At 69.3% G+C, this 14,254-nt stretch carries 15 protein-coding genes and 2 pseudogenes; 13 read left to right on the forward strand and 4 right to left on the reverse strand.

Going from position 1 to position 14,254, the window contains the following annotated elements; genetic code table 11:
- The 4 genes and pseudogenes from ACFWBT_RS35595 to tpg all read left to right on the forward strand — a co-directional run.
- A pseudogene (locus ACFWBT_RS35595) lies at positions 1-347 on the forward strand (hypothetical protein); the annotation flags it as partial.
- A 166-nt stretch (positions 348-513) separates the two neighbouring features.
- Positions 514-903: a hypothetical protein gene (locus ACFWBT_RS35600; RefSeq protein WP_385707093.1), complete on the forward strand. Its 390-nt coding sequence runs from the start codon at positions 514-516 to the stop codon at positions 901-903.
- Positions 904-920: 17 nt separating this feature from the next.
- Complete coding sequence (gene tap, locus ACFWBT_RS35605) at positions 921-3,113, forward strand: telomere-associated protein Tap (protein WP_385707094.1); 2,193 nt, start codon at positions 921-923, stop codon at positions 3,111-3,113.
- 4 nt (positions 3,114-3,117) lie between these two features.
- The gene (gene tpg, locus ACFWBT_RS35610; protein WP_385707095.1) at positions 3,118-3,675 is read left to right on the forward strand and encodes a telomere-protecting terminal protein Tpg; all 558 of its coding nucleotides are present in this window, start codon (positions 3,118-3,120) and stop codon (positions 3,673-3,675) included.
- A 135-nt stretch (positions 3,676-3,810) separates the two neighbouring features.
- Here the strand turns inward: tpg and ACFWBT_RS35615 are convergent, their stop codons facing one another.
- Together ACFWBT_RS35615 and ACFWBT_RS35620 are read right to left on the reverse strand one after the other, a co-directional pair.
- Entirely contained in the window at positions 3,811-4,461 is a 651-nt protein-coding gene (locus ACFWBT_RS35615; protein WP_362406998.1) for an HAD family hydrolase, read from the reverse strand.
- Between the two features lie 26 nt (positions 4,462-4,487).
- Positions 4,488-5,351 (reverse strand): annotated as a pseudogene (locus ACFWBT_RS35620) (transposase).
- 532 nt (positions 5,352-5,883) lie between these two features.
- Here ACFWBT_RS35620 and ACFWBT_RS35625 point away from each other — a divergent pair.
- From ACFWBT_RS35625 to ACFWBT_RS35665, 9 genes are all read left to right on the forward strand, one after another.
- Entirely contained in the window at positions 5,884-6,234 is a 351-nt protein-coding gene (locus ACFWBT_RS35625; protein ID WP_385707096.1) for a hypothetical protein, read from the forward strand.
- Entirely contained in the window at positions 6,231-6,971 is a 741-nt protein-coding gene (locus tag ACFWBT_RS35630) for a restriction endonuclease (protein WP_385707097.1), read from the forward strand. The genes ACFWBT_RS35625 and ACFWBT_RS35630 overlap by 4 nt, the downstream gene beginning before the upstream one ends.
- 307 nt (positions 6,972-7,278) lie before the next feature.
- Positions 7,279-7,491, forward strand: coding sequence for a hypothetical protein (locus ACFWBT_RS35635; protein WP_351130517.1), 213 nt, complete (start codon positions 7,279-7,281; stop codon positions 7,489-7,491).
- A 620-nt stretch (positions 7,492-8,111) separates the two neighbouring features.
- Complete coding sequence (locus ACFWBT_RS35640; RefSeq protein ID WP_385707098.1) at positions 8,112-8,741, forward strand: hypothetical protein; 630 nt, start codon at positions 8,112-8,114, stop codon at positions 8,739-8,741.
- A gap of 794 nt (positions 8,742-9,535) precedes the next feature.
- A complete protein-coding gene (locus tag ACFWBT_RS35645) occupies positions 9,536-9,919 on the forward strand; it encodes a hypothetical protein (protein ID WP_385707099.1) in 384 nt (127 codons plus the stop codon).
- Between the two features lie 108 nt (positions 9,920-10,027).
- Positions 10,028-10,612, forward strand: coding sequence for a hypothetical protein (locus ACFWBT_RS35650; protein WP_385707100.1), 585 nt, complete (start codon positions 10,028-10,030; stop codon positions 10,610-10,612).
- Between the two features lie 40 nt (positions 10,613-10,652).
- Positions 10,653-11,114, forward strand: a complete 462-nt coding sequence (locus ACFWBT_RS35655; RefSeq protein WP_385707101.1) for a hypothetical protein — start codon at positions 10,653-10,655, stop codon at positions 11,112-11,114.
- Between the two features lie 239 nt (positions 11,115-11,353).
- Complete coding sequence (locus ACFWBT_RS35660) at positions 11,354-11,650, forward strand: hypothetical protein (RefSeq protein ID WP_385707102.1); 297 nt, start codon at positions 11,354-11,356, stop codon at positions 11,648-11,650.
- A 51-nt stretch (positions 11,651-11,701) separates the two neighbouring features.
- Entirely contained in the window at positions 11,702-11,926 is a 225-nt protein-coding gene (locus ACFWBT_RS35665) for a hypothetical protein (protein ID WP_385707103.1), read from the forward strand.
- A gap of 698 nt (positions 11,927-12,624) precedes the next feature.
- On the opposite strand, the gene ACFWBT_RS35670 is transcribed toward ACFWBT_RS35665, so the two are convergent.
- Complete coding sequence (locus ACFWBT_RS35670; RefSeq protein ID WP_385707105.1) at positions 12,625-12,732, reverse strand: DUF6207 family protein; 108 nt, start codon at positions 12,730-12,732, stop codon at positions 12,625-12,627.
- Positions 12,683-12,835, reverse strand: coding sequence for a DUF6207 family protein (locus ACFWBT_RS35675; protein ID WP_385707104.1), 153 nt, complete (start codon positions 12,833-12,835; stop codon positions 12,683-12,685). Before ACFWBT_RS35675 ends, ACFWBT_RS35670 begins: the two co-directional genes overlap by 50 nt.
- Between the last annotated feature and the right edge of the window lie 1,419 nt (positions 12,836-14,254).

A 14,254-nucleotide genomic window follows, 5' to 3' on the forward strand; every position in this document is an offset into this window, starting at 1 on the left:
CCGCTCCCGACGCGGGCGTCGACATCGTCCTCGTACCGGTCCATCCCCAGACAGGCCGGAACTGGACCCCCGACGGCCCGGCTGCATCGGCATACTCGATACCCCTGCCGCTGGGGGTGTGGCTCTGGTTGGTCTCTCCCCAGCCGTACTTGCCGGTTCCCGCGTCGGGCGGCACACCTCAAGACGTCCTCCGCGACGACCCTCTCCCGCCGCGCCCCAACCACCTGTTCCGGGCCGACCGGAACACGTTCCAACACACCCTGGTCCGGCTGCCGGCCGTGCGCAGCCCATGGATGCACACGATCATCGAGAGCCTCACACAGGACCCGTCGGCGGACCTCTTCTAGTCGTCTGGCAATCGAACAGCGGCAGACGCTCGCGCCTCCCGGAGTTGCCGGCATCTGCTGTCCATTCTCGTGAACAAAGCCAGGCCTGGCCTCGTGTTAGAGCGGCAAAAGCTTCAAGCAAACAACAAATCGTTGTTTCATTGCCTCTGTGCGATACGGTGACGGTATGCCACGTGATTCCCGTCAGCAGGCCCGTGACCGGCTGTCTGCGCTGGCCCCCGCTTCCGGGGACAGGCAGGACACGACGGCTGCGCGTCGTGTCGAGCAGGATGCATTGCTCGTGGGGCGGTTGCTGGCGGCCGCCGGCGAGCAGAACGATCACGGGCGGGAGCCGGGCGTGGGCCCGGACGACGTGGGCGCTGCTCTGGGCCTGTTCGAGGACATGCGCGAGCAATTGGACCGGCTGGAGACTCAGGTGGTCATCGAGGCGAGGCGCCGGGGCATGGACTGGCGGCAGATCGCCGCCCATCAGGGCCTGAACTCCTCCCAGGCCGCCTCGCAGCGCTATCAGCGGCTGATGACACGGCTCGAAGAGATCCGCCAGGGCGTCCGGTGAGCGAGGAAGAGCCGCAGATGACGAACCAGCCTCCGCAGTTGTTCACCGCGATCGACTCGCTCCTTGCCGCTGTCGATGACGGCACCGTGCTGCCCGTCCCGGCCGAGCGGGTCCGGCTGCGGGAGGCGGCCGGCCTTACCCCGGCTGCTGTTGCCCAGGCACTAGGTGTACGGGTACCGAGCATCACCGCCTGGGAAGCCGGCCGCGCCGAACCCAGGGGCGAGCGCCTGGAGGCCTACCGCCGTCTCCTCGAGGGCCTCGCCCACCGCTACCCTGCCCCCGCAACACCCCCTGGCGGCGGCGACGTTGCCCGGCAACCGGCACCCCGATCCCCGGCATCGACACCGCCGGGAGCGCCTTCAGCCCCCACACCGTCCCCGGCCCCGGAGCCCTTCTCCGGCCCACCTGCCGTGCCCGGGCCACCGACGACGCCCGCAACCCAAACGCCCGCAGACCAGAGCGCACCGGATCCGAAGAGCCCCGCTACCCGGCCTACCGCGTCGTCGTACCGTCCGGTGAAGAAGAGGGCCGCCCCGCCCCTGGACACCGACCCGCGCTTCCCGCACGGCCCGCTCACAGTCCTCGACGGCGACGGCTCCGCGTACGGCATCGACGGCATCGTGCAGGACTGCCCGGCCACCACGATCCCGGAACTGGTGGAGTGGACCCTCACCGAGTCCGGACTCGGTGCGGCGAAACTGCACCGCAACGGCAAGGACGCCGACCCACTGGTCGTGCTCACCGCGGCAGCCGCGGTGAAACTCGGCCTGCCCGAGCGCCTGGAGGGCCATGAGCAACGCCGCTCGCTGCGCCTGCCCGCCGACCATCCTGTGGTCAAGCAGGTCGAAAAGGCGAAGTGGAAGCTCACCCAGCGCGGGTTCGGCCCGTGGGCGCGCATCTACCGGCCCGCGCAGTCGGGCCAGCGCCAGTGCGTACAGCTCGCCGTCCTGTCGTGGGACGCCCTCGATGAGCGTTCCTGGCCGGGCGTTGCACAGATGGAGCCGGCCGACATCGCCCGCGTCCTGGGCATCTACGCGATGCGGGTCATCACACCGCGCGGCAGCACGGCCGTCTCCGGGCTGGAGCTGATGACCGCGCTGCGCCCGCCCACCCGAGCCGTCCAGGACCAGGCAGGGCACTGGGTGTCCGGCTACAACCCGGGTTCGCTGGGCACCGAGCCGATGGATCCGGCGCCGCCGGAGGCCACTGCCGAGCATCCCGTGGTCGTGAACTCCGGCTGGACGGGCGGCTTCCTGGACGAGGAGGCGTACCAGTGGGTCCGTGACGTGGATCTGCTCACGGGGGAGGAAGCGTCCCTGCCGTGGGTGGTGGGCCTGGATCTGAACACCGCGTTCCTCGCAGCCGCGGCCCGGCTCACCGTGGGCCTGTCCGCCCCGGACCACTTCCACGGTCCGGCGTTCAACCCGAAGATCCCCGGCTCCTGGCTGGTCGACCTCAGCCGCATCGAGATGGACCCGCGCCTGCCCTCGCCGTTCACCCCGTCCGGGATCCGCCCCGAGGGCCCGGCCTGGTACCAGACGCACACCGTCGCCTACGCCCAGGAACTCGGCCACAACGTCCAGCCGATCGAGGCCTACCTGCGCCGCGAGACGGGCGCGTACCTGGACCCGTGGCATGACCGGCTCAAGACCGCATACGTTGACACCCTGGCCGACCTCGGCGTCACCAAGGATCTGACGGACCAGGAGTTCCTCGCGGCGATGGAGCGGCACAAGGACGCCGACCCGGCCCTGGCCGCGGTCCTCGCCGCGATCAAGGCCACTGTCAAGGGTGGCGTCGGCAAACTCCGTGAGCGCCCGCAGGGCCGCCACTACCGGCAGGGCGAACGATGGCCGGCACTGGAGCGCCCGACCTGGCGCCCCGACATCCGTGCCGCGGTCATTTCCAAGGCGCGGGTGAACATGCACCGCAAGCTGAACAACATGGTCAAGATGACGGGCCTGTACCCGCTGGCCGTGCTGTCCGACTGCGTCGTCTACCCTTCACCCGGCCGCAGCCCGCTGGACTTCCTGCCTTACAGCGCCTCCGGCAAGCCCCAGCCCGGCGGCTTCCGCCTCGGCCCCACCCCCGGCCTGGCCAAACTCGAAGGCGTCCAGGACCTGGCCTGGGCGGTCGACCTGATGGAACAGCGCCTCAACCCCGCCCGCCACATCAAGGGCGGCGACGCCGTCCTGGACGACGGAGAGTAGAGACGTGGGAGAGATCGACGAGGCGATCGAACGCGCCGACCGGGAAGCGTTCACCCGCGAGCCTCCCAAGACCCTCCCGGCCCGCATCAACTACCTGCTCAAACAGCTGGGAACCGCGAAGGCCGTGGCAGCGGAACTGGGCGTCACCGCCGACTCGGTGAACCGCTACCGGCGCGGAGCCAGGAAGCACCCGCCCAAGGACATCACCGCGAAGATCGACGCCGCGGTGCGATCCCGCTGGCAGCCGCGGGTCCGCAAACGCCGACGCAAGCAGGCCGCCTCCGCAGGCGGCATCACTGTGGAGACGCGAGCCCGCTTCGGCTACACCGCACCCGTCGGCACGACCGACGACGGCCGCTTCCGCCGCCTCACCGTCCACCTCCCCGCCGCATACGCACAGCGCCTCTTCGACGCCCGCGACGCCGGCGCAGGCGACCAGGAGCTGCGCCAGATCATCGCCGAAGGATTCAAGGACATCTACTTCCAGGACGGCGGAAGCCGCGCCACGGAAATCTCGGACGTGGCCATCAACGACATCGACTACCTCGACCTGGATTTCTGAGCAGATCGCGTGGATGCCGGGCGCTCGGTCATGATCGGGGACATCGGGCGTAGCCCTTTGGCCGAGTTCGCCGGGCATGACGAGAAATTGTCAATTCCTGTGGATGCTCGGCTACAAGGGGCAGGGACGGCGGGTCTACTGCTCGTTGATGAGGTTGGGGAGTTTGCGCATGTCGTGGAAGACGATGGTGCCGGGGCCTTCGAGTCGTTCGGCCGGGGTGAGCCCGCCCGCGTAACCGAAGGCGTGCATCCCGGCGGCGCGGGCGGCCTGGACGCCAGGGTAGCTGTCCTCGACCACGGCGCAGGCCGCAGGATCGATGCCCATCTGCCGTGCCGCATGCAGGAAGAGGTCGGGGGCCGGCTTACCCCGGGAGACCTCGGTAGAGCTGAAAATGTGGCCCGTGAACCGGTCGTAGAGTCCGGTGACGCCGAGAGTGTGGCGCATCTTCTCGTGGGAGCCGCTGGAGGCGACGCAGACCGGCAGGGTGATCTCGGCCAGTGCCTCGGGCAGCCCGTCCACGGCCTCAAGCCCTGCGTCCACCGCCTCCCGGTGGCGCTGAATCAGCTGCTTCCACCAGAAGGCGGCGATCTCCTCCCCCAGCCGCTGGGCGATCTGTTCGCAGATGGATTCCCGTGAGCGCCCGATGAATCGGTCTATGACGTCCGCCTGAGTCAGCGGCCAGCCGAGCTCTGCTCCCAACGCGATCTGGATGCGCACGGCGATGCGTTCACTGTCGACGAGCACACCGTCACAGTCGAAGATGACGAGTTCAATCGGCTTGATCATTCCCGCAGCATAGGCGGCTTGCCCGGTCATGCGGCTGTGATGCGCCCAGGGCGTTCGATGAGCCGGCCGCGTTCGAAGCGGGCTCCGGCTCGGACCAGGGCGGCGGCCCGGGAGCCGGCGCCCTTGGTGACCTTGGTCCGCAGACGGACGGTCGCGAAGGTCGACTCGATCGGGTTGGTGGTCCGTAGGTGGATCCAGTGCTCGGCGGGGAAGTCATAAAGGCCAGCAGTTCGTCCTCGTCATCGACGATCTTCTTGACGGCCCTGGGGAACTTCGCGCCGTACTGCCTGGCGAACGCCTTGACCGCGGCGGCCGCGTGCTCCTTGTCCTCGGCGTTGTAGATGCCCTGGATGGCCTTCTTCGCCGCGGGCTGGGCGGACTTCGGGAGGCTATCGAGGCAGTTGGCCGTCTTGTGAACCCAACACCTTTGGTGGCGGGTCTCGGGAAAGACCTCGTTCATCGCGTTCCAGAAGCCGAGGAACTGCTTGAGCGCGGGCACGAAGTCACCGGACGACAGGCCGTGGAGTTAGAGCAGCGGCAGCACCTCGCTGATCTTCGGGGACTTGCGGCACCAGGGCGGCAGGATCGCCGAGGAAAACCGCTTGCGCTCGCCCGTCGCCTCGTCGATGCGCTTGTCATTGACGCGCGGGAGCCTTGACCTCGACCGTCCCGGACGCGGTGGTCACCGAGCGGGGCCGGTGGTAGCCGTTGCGGACCGCCAGGCGGCGCCCGCTCCCGTCTCGCTGGTCGGCCAACTGAGCTATATAGGAGTCGACTTCCGCCTCCAGTGCGGCGGCCAGCATCCGTCTCGCACCCTCCCGGACGATCTCGTCGATGAGTGCGGAGCCGTTGTTGGTGGTGATGCCGTCGGCGTTGACTACGCTGAACACGGGCGTGCCTTCCCGACCGGTGTTCGCAGCCCCGGCCGCCTACTCGATGACCATCAATCGATCACTCGGGAAGGTTCGCCCTTCGCGTGCAACCCGAGGCCGATCCACAGGTCTTGAGCATTGCTCGGGCATGACGTCCTGCTCGGCCCTGACCGCTCCTTGCCCCGAGCACCCCACAACAGCCCCTCACTCCCCATCTGTCGCCCAGTGGCGGCAACTCCCGGAAACGGCTGGATCCGCGGGGGCCTCCGGCCTGATGACCCGCACCGCCACGGCAGAGCCCCGGTCGCATCTTGCATGCCTGCGCCGCAGGTGAATCAGCCTTCCGAGGCAGACCGCAGCCGCTCCCCGGCTGGTACCGCAATGCTTCTCCTGCCCCGGGAAGAACACGGCGAAGAACACATGAGCGAATGCCTCATGTCCTGAACTAGCCCTCAAAACACGGTAGTTGTACCTCATCAGGTGATCCACTGTCAGTGCCTCCCGCCAGCATGACCGTGACGCAGCCGAGCCACGATCACCTGGGGGACCCATGCCTTTCGTCCGTCCGTACATGCGCTCCGACGGAACGCCGGTACGCGGACACTCCCGCTGGGCGCCCGGCGCCCGCCGGGAGATGACCTTCTTCGCAGTCTTCGGCCTGGCTGTACTCGGCTTCGGCCACACCTCGGCCTCGGACGGAACCGGCGGTGTGTCGCCCACGCCGTCGGTGACCTACCCGATCCGCTTCGACGACGTCCCCCACAACGCCCCGCGGGTAGCCGTCCCACGCCCGACGGTGTCGTATCCGATCAGGTTCGACACCCCCGCACCGCGCAAGGCGGCGCCCGCACCCAGCGTGTCGTACCCGATCGACCTCGCGGCCCTGGGAGGCGGGCGATGACCCGGCGTCCGCCCGTCAGGCGTCGGACCACCGGCCGGCGCCTCAGCCGCCGGCGCAGCCGACACGACACATCCGTCACCGCGCCGGTCGTGGCCGCCGTCGCAGCGGCCGCTCTCGTCGTCATGGTGGTCAACTGGCTGCTCGCACACTGGTGGTTCCTGCTCATCGCGGCCGTCCTCGCCGCCCTGGGCGGCTTCGGATGGTGGCAGCAGCGGGCGCAGCGCATGCAGTGGGAGCAGGCCCGCTCACGCGCTCTGCGCTACGGACTGGCCCAGCTGGATGGGCTCTCCCACCAGCAGTTCGAGTACGCGGTGCGCGACCTGATGCACCGGGACGGCTGCACCGATGCCGTCCAGGTCGGAGGGCAGGGCGATCTGGGAGCGGACGTGAAGGCGACCGATCCGCTGGGACGCCGCTGGGTGATCCAGTGCAAGCACCGCCGGCACGGTGAACGCGGTGCCGCGGTGGGCACCCCGGAACTGCAGGTTCTCAACGGAACGGGCCGTCCGGTCCACAAGGGGGATGTCGTGGTGATGGTGACCAACGGCAGGATCACCCAGCCCGGCCGCATCTTCGCCCGCCAGCAGCGACTGCACCTCGTCGACCGCCACCTGCTCGGCTCCTGGGCCGCCGGATCCCGGCCCCTGTGGGAACTCCTGCCCGCGCTCTCTACACCCCGCAGGCCCTCACCGCTCTCCCAGGACACAGGCGCGCCCGGCCGACCCGAGCGCGCCTGACGAGATCGTGGGAAAGCACGGGCGCAGCAGGCGCGCACGTTCCATGGTTGCCAGTAGCGCCTGGGATCTGCCGACCTCGCAGCGGTCCGATGGCTGTTTCGTCATCTCGGGGGAGTGGGATTGTGGCCGGAGAGGGGGTGCTTTCCCTTCCTGCGGCACGTTTGCGCAGGCACTCGGAGCCGGTGCCGGCAAGCCTGCGAATCTGGCCGATCTGTACGTGCTTTGTTGCCATCTACCAGCATCCGCCGCGTCCCCGGCCGTCTGTGCTCGCTACATCTGTGGGAGGTGCGTTCACTGGAGGGGGCTTGTGGTGCTGACGATCAATGTGGCGGTGCTCCTGGCGGTCGTCATCGTCGTGCGGCTCCGGCGCCGTACGGAGGCGCGGAAGCGGTCCGATGAGCAGTTGACGGTGCTCATCGTGCTGGTGTTCGGGGTGCTGGTCGCCCCGACGGCCTTCGGTCACGGGGTCGTCGACGTGGTCGGGCAGGTCGCTGAGGGGATCACTCAGTCAGGCCGCTGACACTCTGTCCGGCCCGGGCTGGTGCCATCAGGAGGAGCATGCCTCTTTGCCCATGATGAGCGGTCCAGGCCCGGGGTGACCGGAGCACCGCCGGCGCCACCGGATCCGGCCCGACGAGGCCGGCGTGGTCGCGGCTGAGCCCAGATGTCCCCTCCCCGGCCCGCTGTTCCCGGGTTCGTGGCCGAGTACACCTCGTCGTCCGGGCTCTCGACCACCTCATCACAGTGACGGCCGAAGTGCAGCGCCGCGGTCACGAGGCACCGCCCCGCCGGTGACATGTGCAGCCGCAACGGCGTGCCAGCAGGATGCCGTTCGCGTGGGGCAGCGGCACGTCCTTCGTCTGGCGGCATTCCGCGTGCACGTCCGTATAGCCCGGCCACCGGCCCAACGTGCACTCGGCCGACAGAGACACTTCGTCGGCCGTCGCCGCCGTCATCGGTTGGCCGCCTGGTGCGACCGCATCGCCACGTTCAGGTCGGACACCTTCGACAGGTCCCCCTCCCGCCGGGCCGATTTCCGGTTCCGGGCGAGCACTGAACACACGTCGCACCCGTCCGCCGTCGTTGTACCGGGCGGTGCGCCGGGACCTGGAGGCCGGCAGGGCTCTGCCGGAGCGTGCCGTGGTGCGGCAGGCGCAAGGAGAGCGGCACGCGCGGCGGGCGCTGGCGGACCTTGCCCTGGCCGGGCTGGGGCAGAGCGGCACGGCGTCGACGACGGTTGCGCCGCGGCAGTCTCACCGTGTGCCGGTGGCCGGGGTGGTGCCGTCGGGGGAGGGCGGCGCGGTGGCTGGTGGGTTTGCCGGCGGGAGCGTGCCTGGTGCGGACGCCGGCGGTGCGGGCGGTGGGCAGGCGGTCGGGCAGGCGATGGCGGTGCAGGGCGCGGCGTGCGTCTTCGGCGACCCGGGCCGGGGCAAGACCGCCGCCGTGCGGCTGGCGCTCCACGACGTGCCGGCGGGCTGGAAGGTGACGTGGGCTGCGGTGCCGGTGCGTCCGTCGGTGACCGGCATGCGGCGGGCGCTGTTCGACGATGACGCGGAGCCGATCGAGGGCCGGACCACGGACCCCGCGACGTGGATGCGCACACCGGAACCTCTCAACCGGCTCGCCGCCTTCACCCGGGAAGCCGCCGTACGCCGCCGCGCCATCGCCGGCCGAGAACAGAACGCCTCGGTCACTGACCCGGGCAGCCAGCAGCACCAGCAGTCCGGCCCCGAGCACGGACCCGGTCCTGGACCGGGCCAGCGGCCGTGACCGACAGGCGCGGAGACGTGCACGGGAAGCTGGCAGAGAGATGCTGACCGGACCACCGAAGGACACGCCATCCTGAACAAGGGACATGCGCTTCTAGGACAGCGGCTGGTGGTGACACGCGCAGGGACACCCGGCCCCCGGACATGTCCCTGCCCGATAGGCGCGATCGACCAACCCACGTTCCTGCAAGGCGAGTAGCAGTCTGCCGAAACCAGAGGCCGAGTCGCTGTCGGAGACCTCCTCGGCAGATGCTTCTGCAAGCTTGCCTCGTGCGGTGGCGAAGCCACAGGCGTATTCGGCTACATGCCAGGCAACGAGGGCATCGAGGTAGTCGACCGCCTCGTCCCTCCGCTGACCGCGGACAACATTCCGGGCTAAGGCAGTGCGACCTGCTTCAATCCGCTCAAAGCACCAGAGCAAGGTGAAGTAGGAGGTCAAAGCCTGGCTCCAGTCAGCAGGGCTGGACGTAGAGCCGAAGTCGCCGTAGTGGAGGCTTCCGACGATCTTGCGGGCCGCAGCGACTTCTCCCGTGGTCAGGTCATGATGCAAGGCTCGGGCACCTTCGAAGCGCGCCCGTTGGTGTTCGGACCGGAACGCAAGCAGAGCGACAACCACCGCTGCCAGTGCCAGCACCGTTGACGACACCCCAGCAAGAGCTGACCACTCGTCTGCCCCCATGCTCATCCTTCCTCCGGCAGGAACCTCCGACAGCAGTTTCCACGCTGGGCCTAACCCTGTCCGCATGCGTCCACCGCCATGCAGTTGCTAGTCCGGGAAAGGGCCGTGGGATCGCCTTGCAGAACGCGATCCGCGCCGCCGGCACTGCACCCGCCGCCCAGGACGAAGCCCCCGCGGCGACCGGGATGCACGCCGTCTACCACCCCGACCGAGACGCAGCCCCCACCCCGGCACAGCGGGCCGCCGCCGTCCACGCCCACCAGCAGGTTGCGGTGCCGGAGCAGTTGGAGGGCCGCACGACCGACCCCGCGACATGGATGCGTACGCCGGAGAGCCTTGCCCGGTTCGTCGCCTACAAGCGCGAGGCTGATGCCCGCCGCCGCGCCATCACCGACCGGCCACAGCCCGAGCAGGAGGCCACAGACGCGACCGGTCCCGCAGACCAGCAGCACCACACAACCCGCCCGGACCAGGGCAGAGGAGTAGGCCGAGACCACTGAGGGGATGTCAACCGGCCAGCACGTGGCCGGTCTCCGTCTTCGCCCCGTTTCGACCTCGGTGCGGATCGAGAATCGGGAAGCGTTGGCATCCGAGTGGGAGGAACCACGTTGACCGACCTGCACGAACCCCTGGAACCGCTCGACAGCTACCCCGACGAACTGCCGCCGCCCCGGCAGCGCGGCGACGTCAACCTCGTGGGCCTGCTCAGCGTCGCCGACGACCTCGCCCGCAGCCTGTCGTCGCTGAAGATCCGGGTACAGCCCTACAACCCGAAGACCTCGCTCGTCAGCCCCGAGAAGGCACGCGAGAACCTGGAGAAGGAAGTCGACCGCCTCCTGGAGAAGTCCGACTACCTCCAGCGCCACGCCCACGCCGCGATGCTTGGGCGGTGCGTGCTCGGTGCGGACTCCAAGGAGGACTGCTCCACCGAAGGCGCCCGCCTCCAGCTCAACGTCTGGGACGACACCACGCGGCGGGAGATCGTGGAAGACGGCACCACCGGCTGCGTCACCCACACCGTCGGAGCTGCCCGCCGGACCATGGCCGACCCTGCCAGCCACAAGATCCTGCTTGCCTTCGTGCACGACGACGAAGGCGCCGCCGTCTCCCGCGCTCTCGGGCTCGGGCCGGACGACACCGACCAGTTCCTGCACCGCGGCCTCACCCTGCGCCCCGAACACCGCGCCTCCTGATCAGCCGCTCACCAGGCACCGCCCACATTGGAGCGTCACGTTGACCTTCGAACCAGTCAACCTGAACCTCACCGATCCGACGAAGGGCCACCTGAACTTCGTCCTCTACACAGAGGCGCGCCTCGGCATCGCCTCGGCGTCACTGAACGCTGAGGTGTCCATCGAAGCGTCCCAGGCCCAGACTCCTCTCTTCCAGGAGTGGCTGAGCAGGCTGCTGCGCGAGCACGGTCCGGCCGGGCCCGCGTTCTGGCGCTTCGGCCGGGACCACCGTGAGCCGCTGCTGGACGCGATCGGCAACCCCCGCCGGGGACGCAGCCCTCGCCCGCCGCCGCCAAGCCGCCAGGGAAGAGCAACGGCGGCGTACAGAGCGGGAAGCAGCGGCGCGGGAGGCGCGGCGGCCGGTGTGCGCGGACTGCGGGCGGAAGTTCAGCGACGACCGATGGGCGGCGGTCGACCGGCGGGATTGGGGTCAGTCGCGCGAGTCGCACCCGCACCTGTGTGAGGACTGCCAGAGCCGGGCCGTCGCAGCCCAGCAGCAGGCCGAAGCCGACGAACGCGAGGGCCAGGAGCAGGAGCGCCTCCGCCAGGAGCAGGAGGCCGAGCAGGCCGCGCAGAAGGCTGGCGGCTGGTTCTCCCGCTTCCGTACCAGACCCGGGCAAGCCCTTCCGCCGGCGGCGCGGGCAAGCCCACGGTGCTCCTGGGCAAGCCCGCGTTGTCGGTGGTGGCTGGAAGGCTGGTCGGATGAATGGCGATGAGCAACTGCTGCGCGGTCGGGTCTACGGCCACGATCACGACGACCCCAACCCCGGCCCGCTGCCGCACCAGACGTATGCCGCGCTGGTCGGCGGGCCGCTGGACGGACTGCTGCTGGACATCACCGGCTGGCGCCCGGACGAAGTCGACGACGGCGCCGCCCTGTCCACCGAGCTCGGACAGTTCCCCGGCGGGCGGTCGCTGTACGACCCGCGCCCCGGAAGACCGCGCACCCCGGGCCCTGGCGTGAGCTGCCGCTTCTACTACTCCGGCGACACTCCCTGACCACCGGCAGCGGGCTCGCCGGGCAGGCCGGTCAGGGGCACGCTGGGAAGGGTGAGCAACGCGCCGATCGTCGTACACCCGCCGTCCCGCACAGGCGGCCGGAGAGTCACCGTGCACTCCCAGGGCCGGTACGAGATCCTCGGCACCGCCTACAGCGATCACGATCTGGTGGTGTTCCTCGAGGGCGCGGGCATCCAGGATCCCGACAGCATCCTGGACGAAGACCGGTGGATCGAGTGGCGCGGCGGCCGCGCGCACCAGTGGAGTGCTGCCTGAACTGTTGTCCATCGCCGGGGCGCTACGGGCGGGGTGCGGTCGGCCTGATGGGCACACCCGACCACAGGCCGACCACGGCAGGTCAGCAATACCGCGAGGCCACCAGGCTGGACGCCGTACGGCGAACCCCTGGTCAGCCAGTGATCGCCCATGGCAGGCTCGTGCTCTCCAGGCGACGGGAGCATCTCGATGAAGGGTTTCGCAGAGACGGAAGGCGAAGTGTGTCCGGACTGCAAGGCGGGACCCGGCCCTGAGAACGCCTGCGTCGGCGTGGGGCTGCCGATTCAGATGTGGCACACGCCGGACTGCCCGCACTGGACCATCATGCAGATCAACTTCGAGTCAGGCTCCCGGCACATCAAGGAACAGGACGCGTGGGCCAAGGGTGTCTTCCCGGCCGCGCGAACGCCTGAAGCAGGCCGCCGCCGCGATGCCGCCGGGCACGCCTGCTCAGCCGTTCATCGACGCGCTGACCGAGCTGGTCCAGGCGCAGGCCGGAACCGACGGGCTTCGTCGTCCTGCACCGGTGGGCGGAGATCCTGGAACAGCACTTCCCGCCTGAACTCCCCGCCCCCGGCCACACCACCGGCTAGGGACCCGCAGGCCCGACCATGACCCCGACCAAGGCAGGTCAGCCTGCTGGCGTACCGCGCCGACCGCCCGCGCGCCCGGCGTTCCTCGAGGCGTTCGTCGCGGGCCTACGTGTCGATGTCCTGCTGTAGGTCCAGGAAGAACCGCAGCCGCACGCCGGGCTCGTCAGGCTCCCGGGTCGTACGGTCCGCCAGCCGCGGCGGCGCACCGCGCAGCGATCAGGTCTTGGACCGCGAAGGCGGTCTCGTCGTCCGCAGCCGCGACCTCCACCACGGCCAGGCCCGGCAGGGCCACATGCGCGTCATTGATCTGCCTCATGCCTGGCACTACGCGCGGGCACCCGCAGAGGTTCTTTGATCCCGGTGTCTTCACCCGACCGGAGGAGTGGCGGCCTCGGTGGACGACGTCCTGGACTTGGTCGTGCGAGCGACGGCCGACCAGCTTTTAGACCGGGCAGCGGGGCTCGAGTCCTCAGCGGTCGGACATCGGGTTCGGTCCCAGTGTGCGATCTCAAATGAAACGACGTCTGCCGTCGACAAGCACGCCACGGGCCGTCAGCGCGCTGGTGACAGGGAGTGCGCCGGCCGGCCGGCCTGACGGTGAGGCGGCCCGGACCGCGAGGGGGAGGGGCGGTTCCGGGCGGCCACCCCACCAAAGTGCCCCCAGTGGACGGCCGCCGCTGCACCGGCGACGCCACCCGGGTGAGGGCAGCGGCGGGTCACCAGTGGTAGTGGGTGAGGGTCCGGGACCACAGGACGCGGATCGGGCCCTCCGGTCGTGCGCATCCCAAGGGTGAAGTCGGATCCTGCGCGCGACGTCTCCTCCAACGATCTTCGGAGCTGATGGACACGACCTCGGCCAGGTTCCGGCCTCGGAGCTGCTCATCGTGTCCATTCAGGATCCCTCACGCCTGTGCGGCGCACTGCCCGGTGCGAGCGCCGTGCTTGTGCTCTGGACCTAGCCCGCCAACCCTTCCGGACGGTCCTTCATCGTCCCTGTTCGGGACCGACTTGTTCCTCGCAGGAGACGCGAAAATCTATGTTGGCTGGAGTAGACATTGGTTGATCGTCTGGCTATGGTTTCTCTCGTAGTCGAGATCAGCAAGGCCCGGCAGACACGAACTGCCGGGCAGTAGTACCGGTAGTTGCAGTTGGCAGGACGGTGCGGTGGTGGAGTTCCGAAGCCAGGGTTGTCGCAGGTCGGCGACGGGGCTGACGACCGGACCGGGCGGCCCGCAGTGATCAGGGGCCGCCGTGAGCAGGACCGCACTTGCAGTACTGGCAAGTGCAGTTCGCAGCAGTGAAGGTGTGTGAGTGGTACCTCGGTGAAGGCGTCGGCTGCGGGCGTGCGCACCGGGAGGTTCGGCAGTGGGGTTCTAAGCCAGAGCAGATGCAGGACGGGCGACGGGGCTGGCTGCCGAAGAGTGACGCTTCCTCAGGTCGCGACGCAACACGCAGTAGAGCAGTGCCAGCATTACGCAGTCCCCCTTTGGTAATGGTTGGTCAAGAGGGAAAGAACGGAGGAGCCGAGCGCCATCAGGATCGCCCGGGTGGAATGGCTGAGCCCGGGTACCGCAGGACATCGATAGTGAGGTGGTCTCCGGTCGAGCAACCGCGATCCCCGCACACGCTCTCACCCCCCGTGAGCTCGTGCGGACACAGAAGGCCGGTGCAGTATCAGGGCCGGCAGATGGTGTAGCAGTTCCTTCGGGGCCCTGGCACACATGGTGCCAGGGCC

Origin of the sequence: Streptomyces sp. NPDC060027, assembly GCF_042737005.1 — a bacterium.
Taxonomy (GTDB): Bacteria; Actinomycetota; Actinomycetes; order Streptomycetales; family Streptomycetaceae; genus Streptomyces.

What these genes read in the sequence shown, in the direction of transcription:
- ACFWBT_RS35630 (WP_385707097.1), top strand. Translation starts at nt 6,231, where the DNA reads ATGACCCGGCGTCCGCCCGTCAGGCGTCGGACCACCGGCCGGCGCCTC.
- ACFWBT_RS35675 (WP_385707104.1), bottom strand. Translation starts at nt 12,835, where the DNA reads ATGAGGCAGATCAATGACGCGCATGTGGCCCTGCCGGGCCTGGCCGTG.
- tap (WP_385707094.1), top strand. Translation starts at nt 921, where the DNA reads ATGACGAACCAGCCTCCGCAGTTGTTCACCGCGATCGACTCGCTCCTT.
- ACFWBT_RS35660 (WP_385707102.1), top strand. Translation starts at nt 11,354, where the DNA reads ATGAATGGCGATGAGCAACTGCTGCGCGGTCGGGTCTACGGCCACGAT.
- ACFWBT_RS35600 (WP_385707093.1), top strand. Translation starts at nt 514, where the DNA reads ATGCCACGTGATTCCCGTCAGCAGGCCCGTGACCGGCTGTCTGCGCTG.
- ACFWBT_RS35615 (WP_362406998.1), bottom strand. Translation starts at nt 4,461, where the DNA reads ATGATCAAGCCGATTGAACTCGTCATCTTCGACTGTGACGGTGTGCTC.
- ACFWBT_RS35625 (WP_385707096.1), top strand. Translation starts at nt 5,884, where the DNA reads ATGCCTTTCGTCCGTCCGTACATGCGCTCCGACGGAACGCCGGTACGC.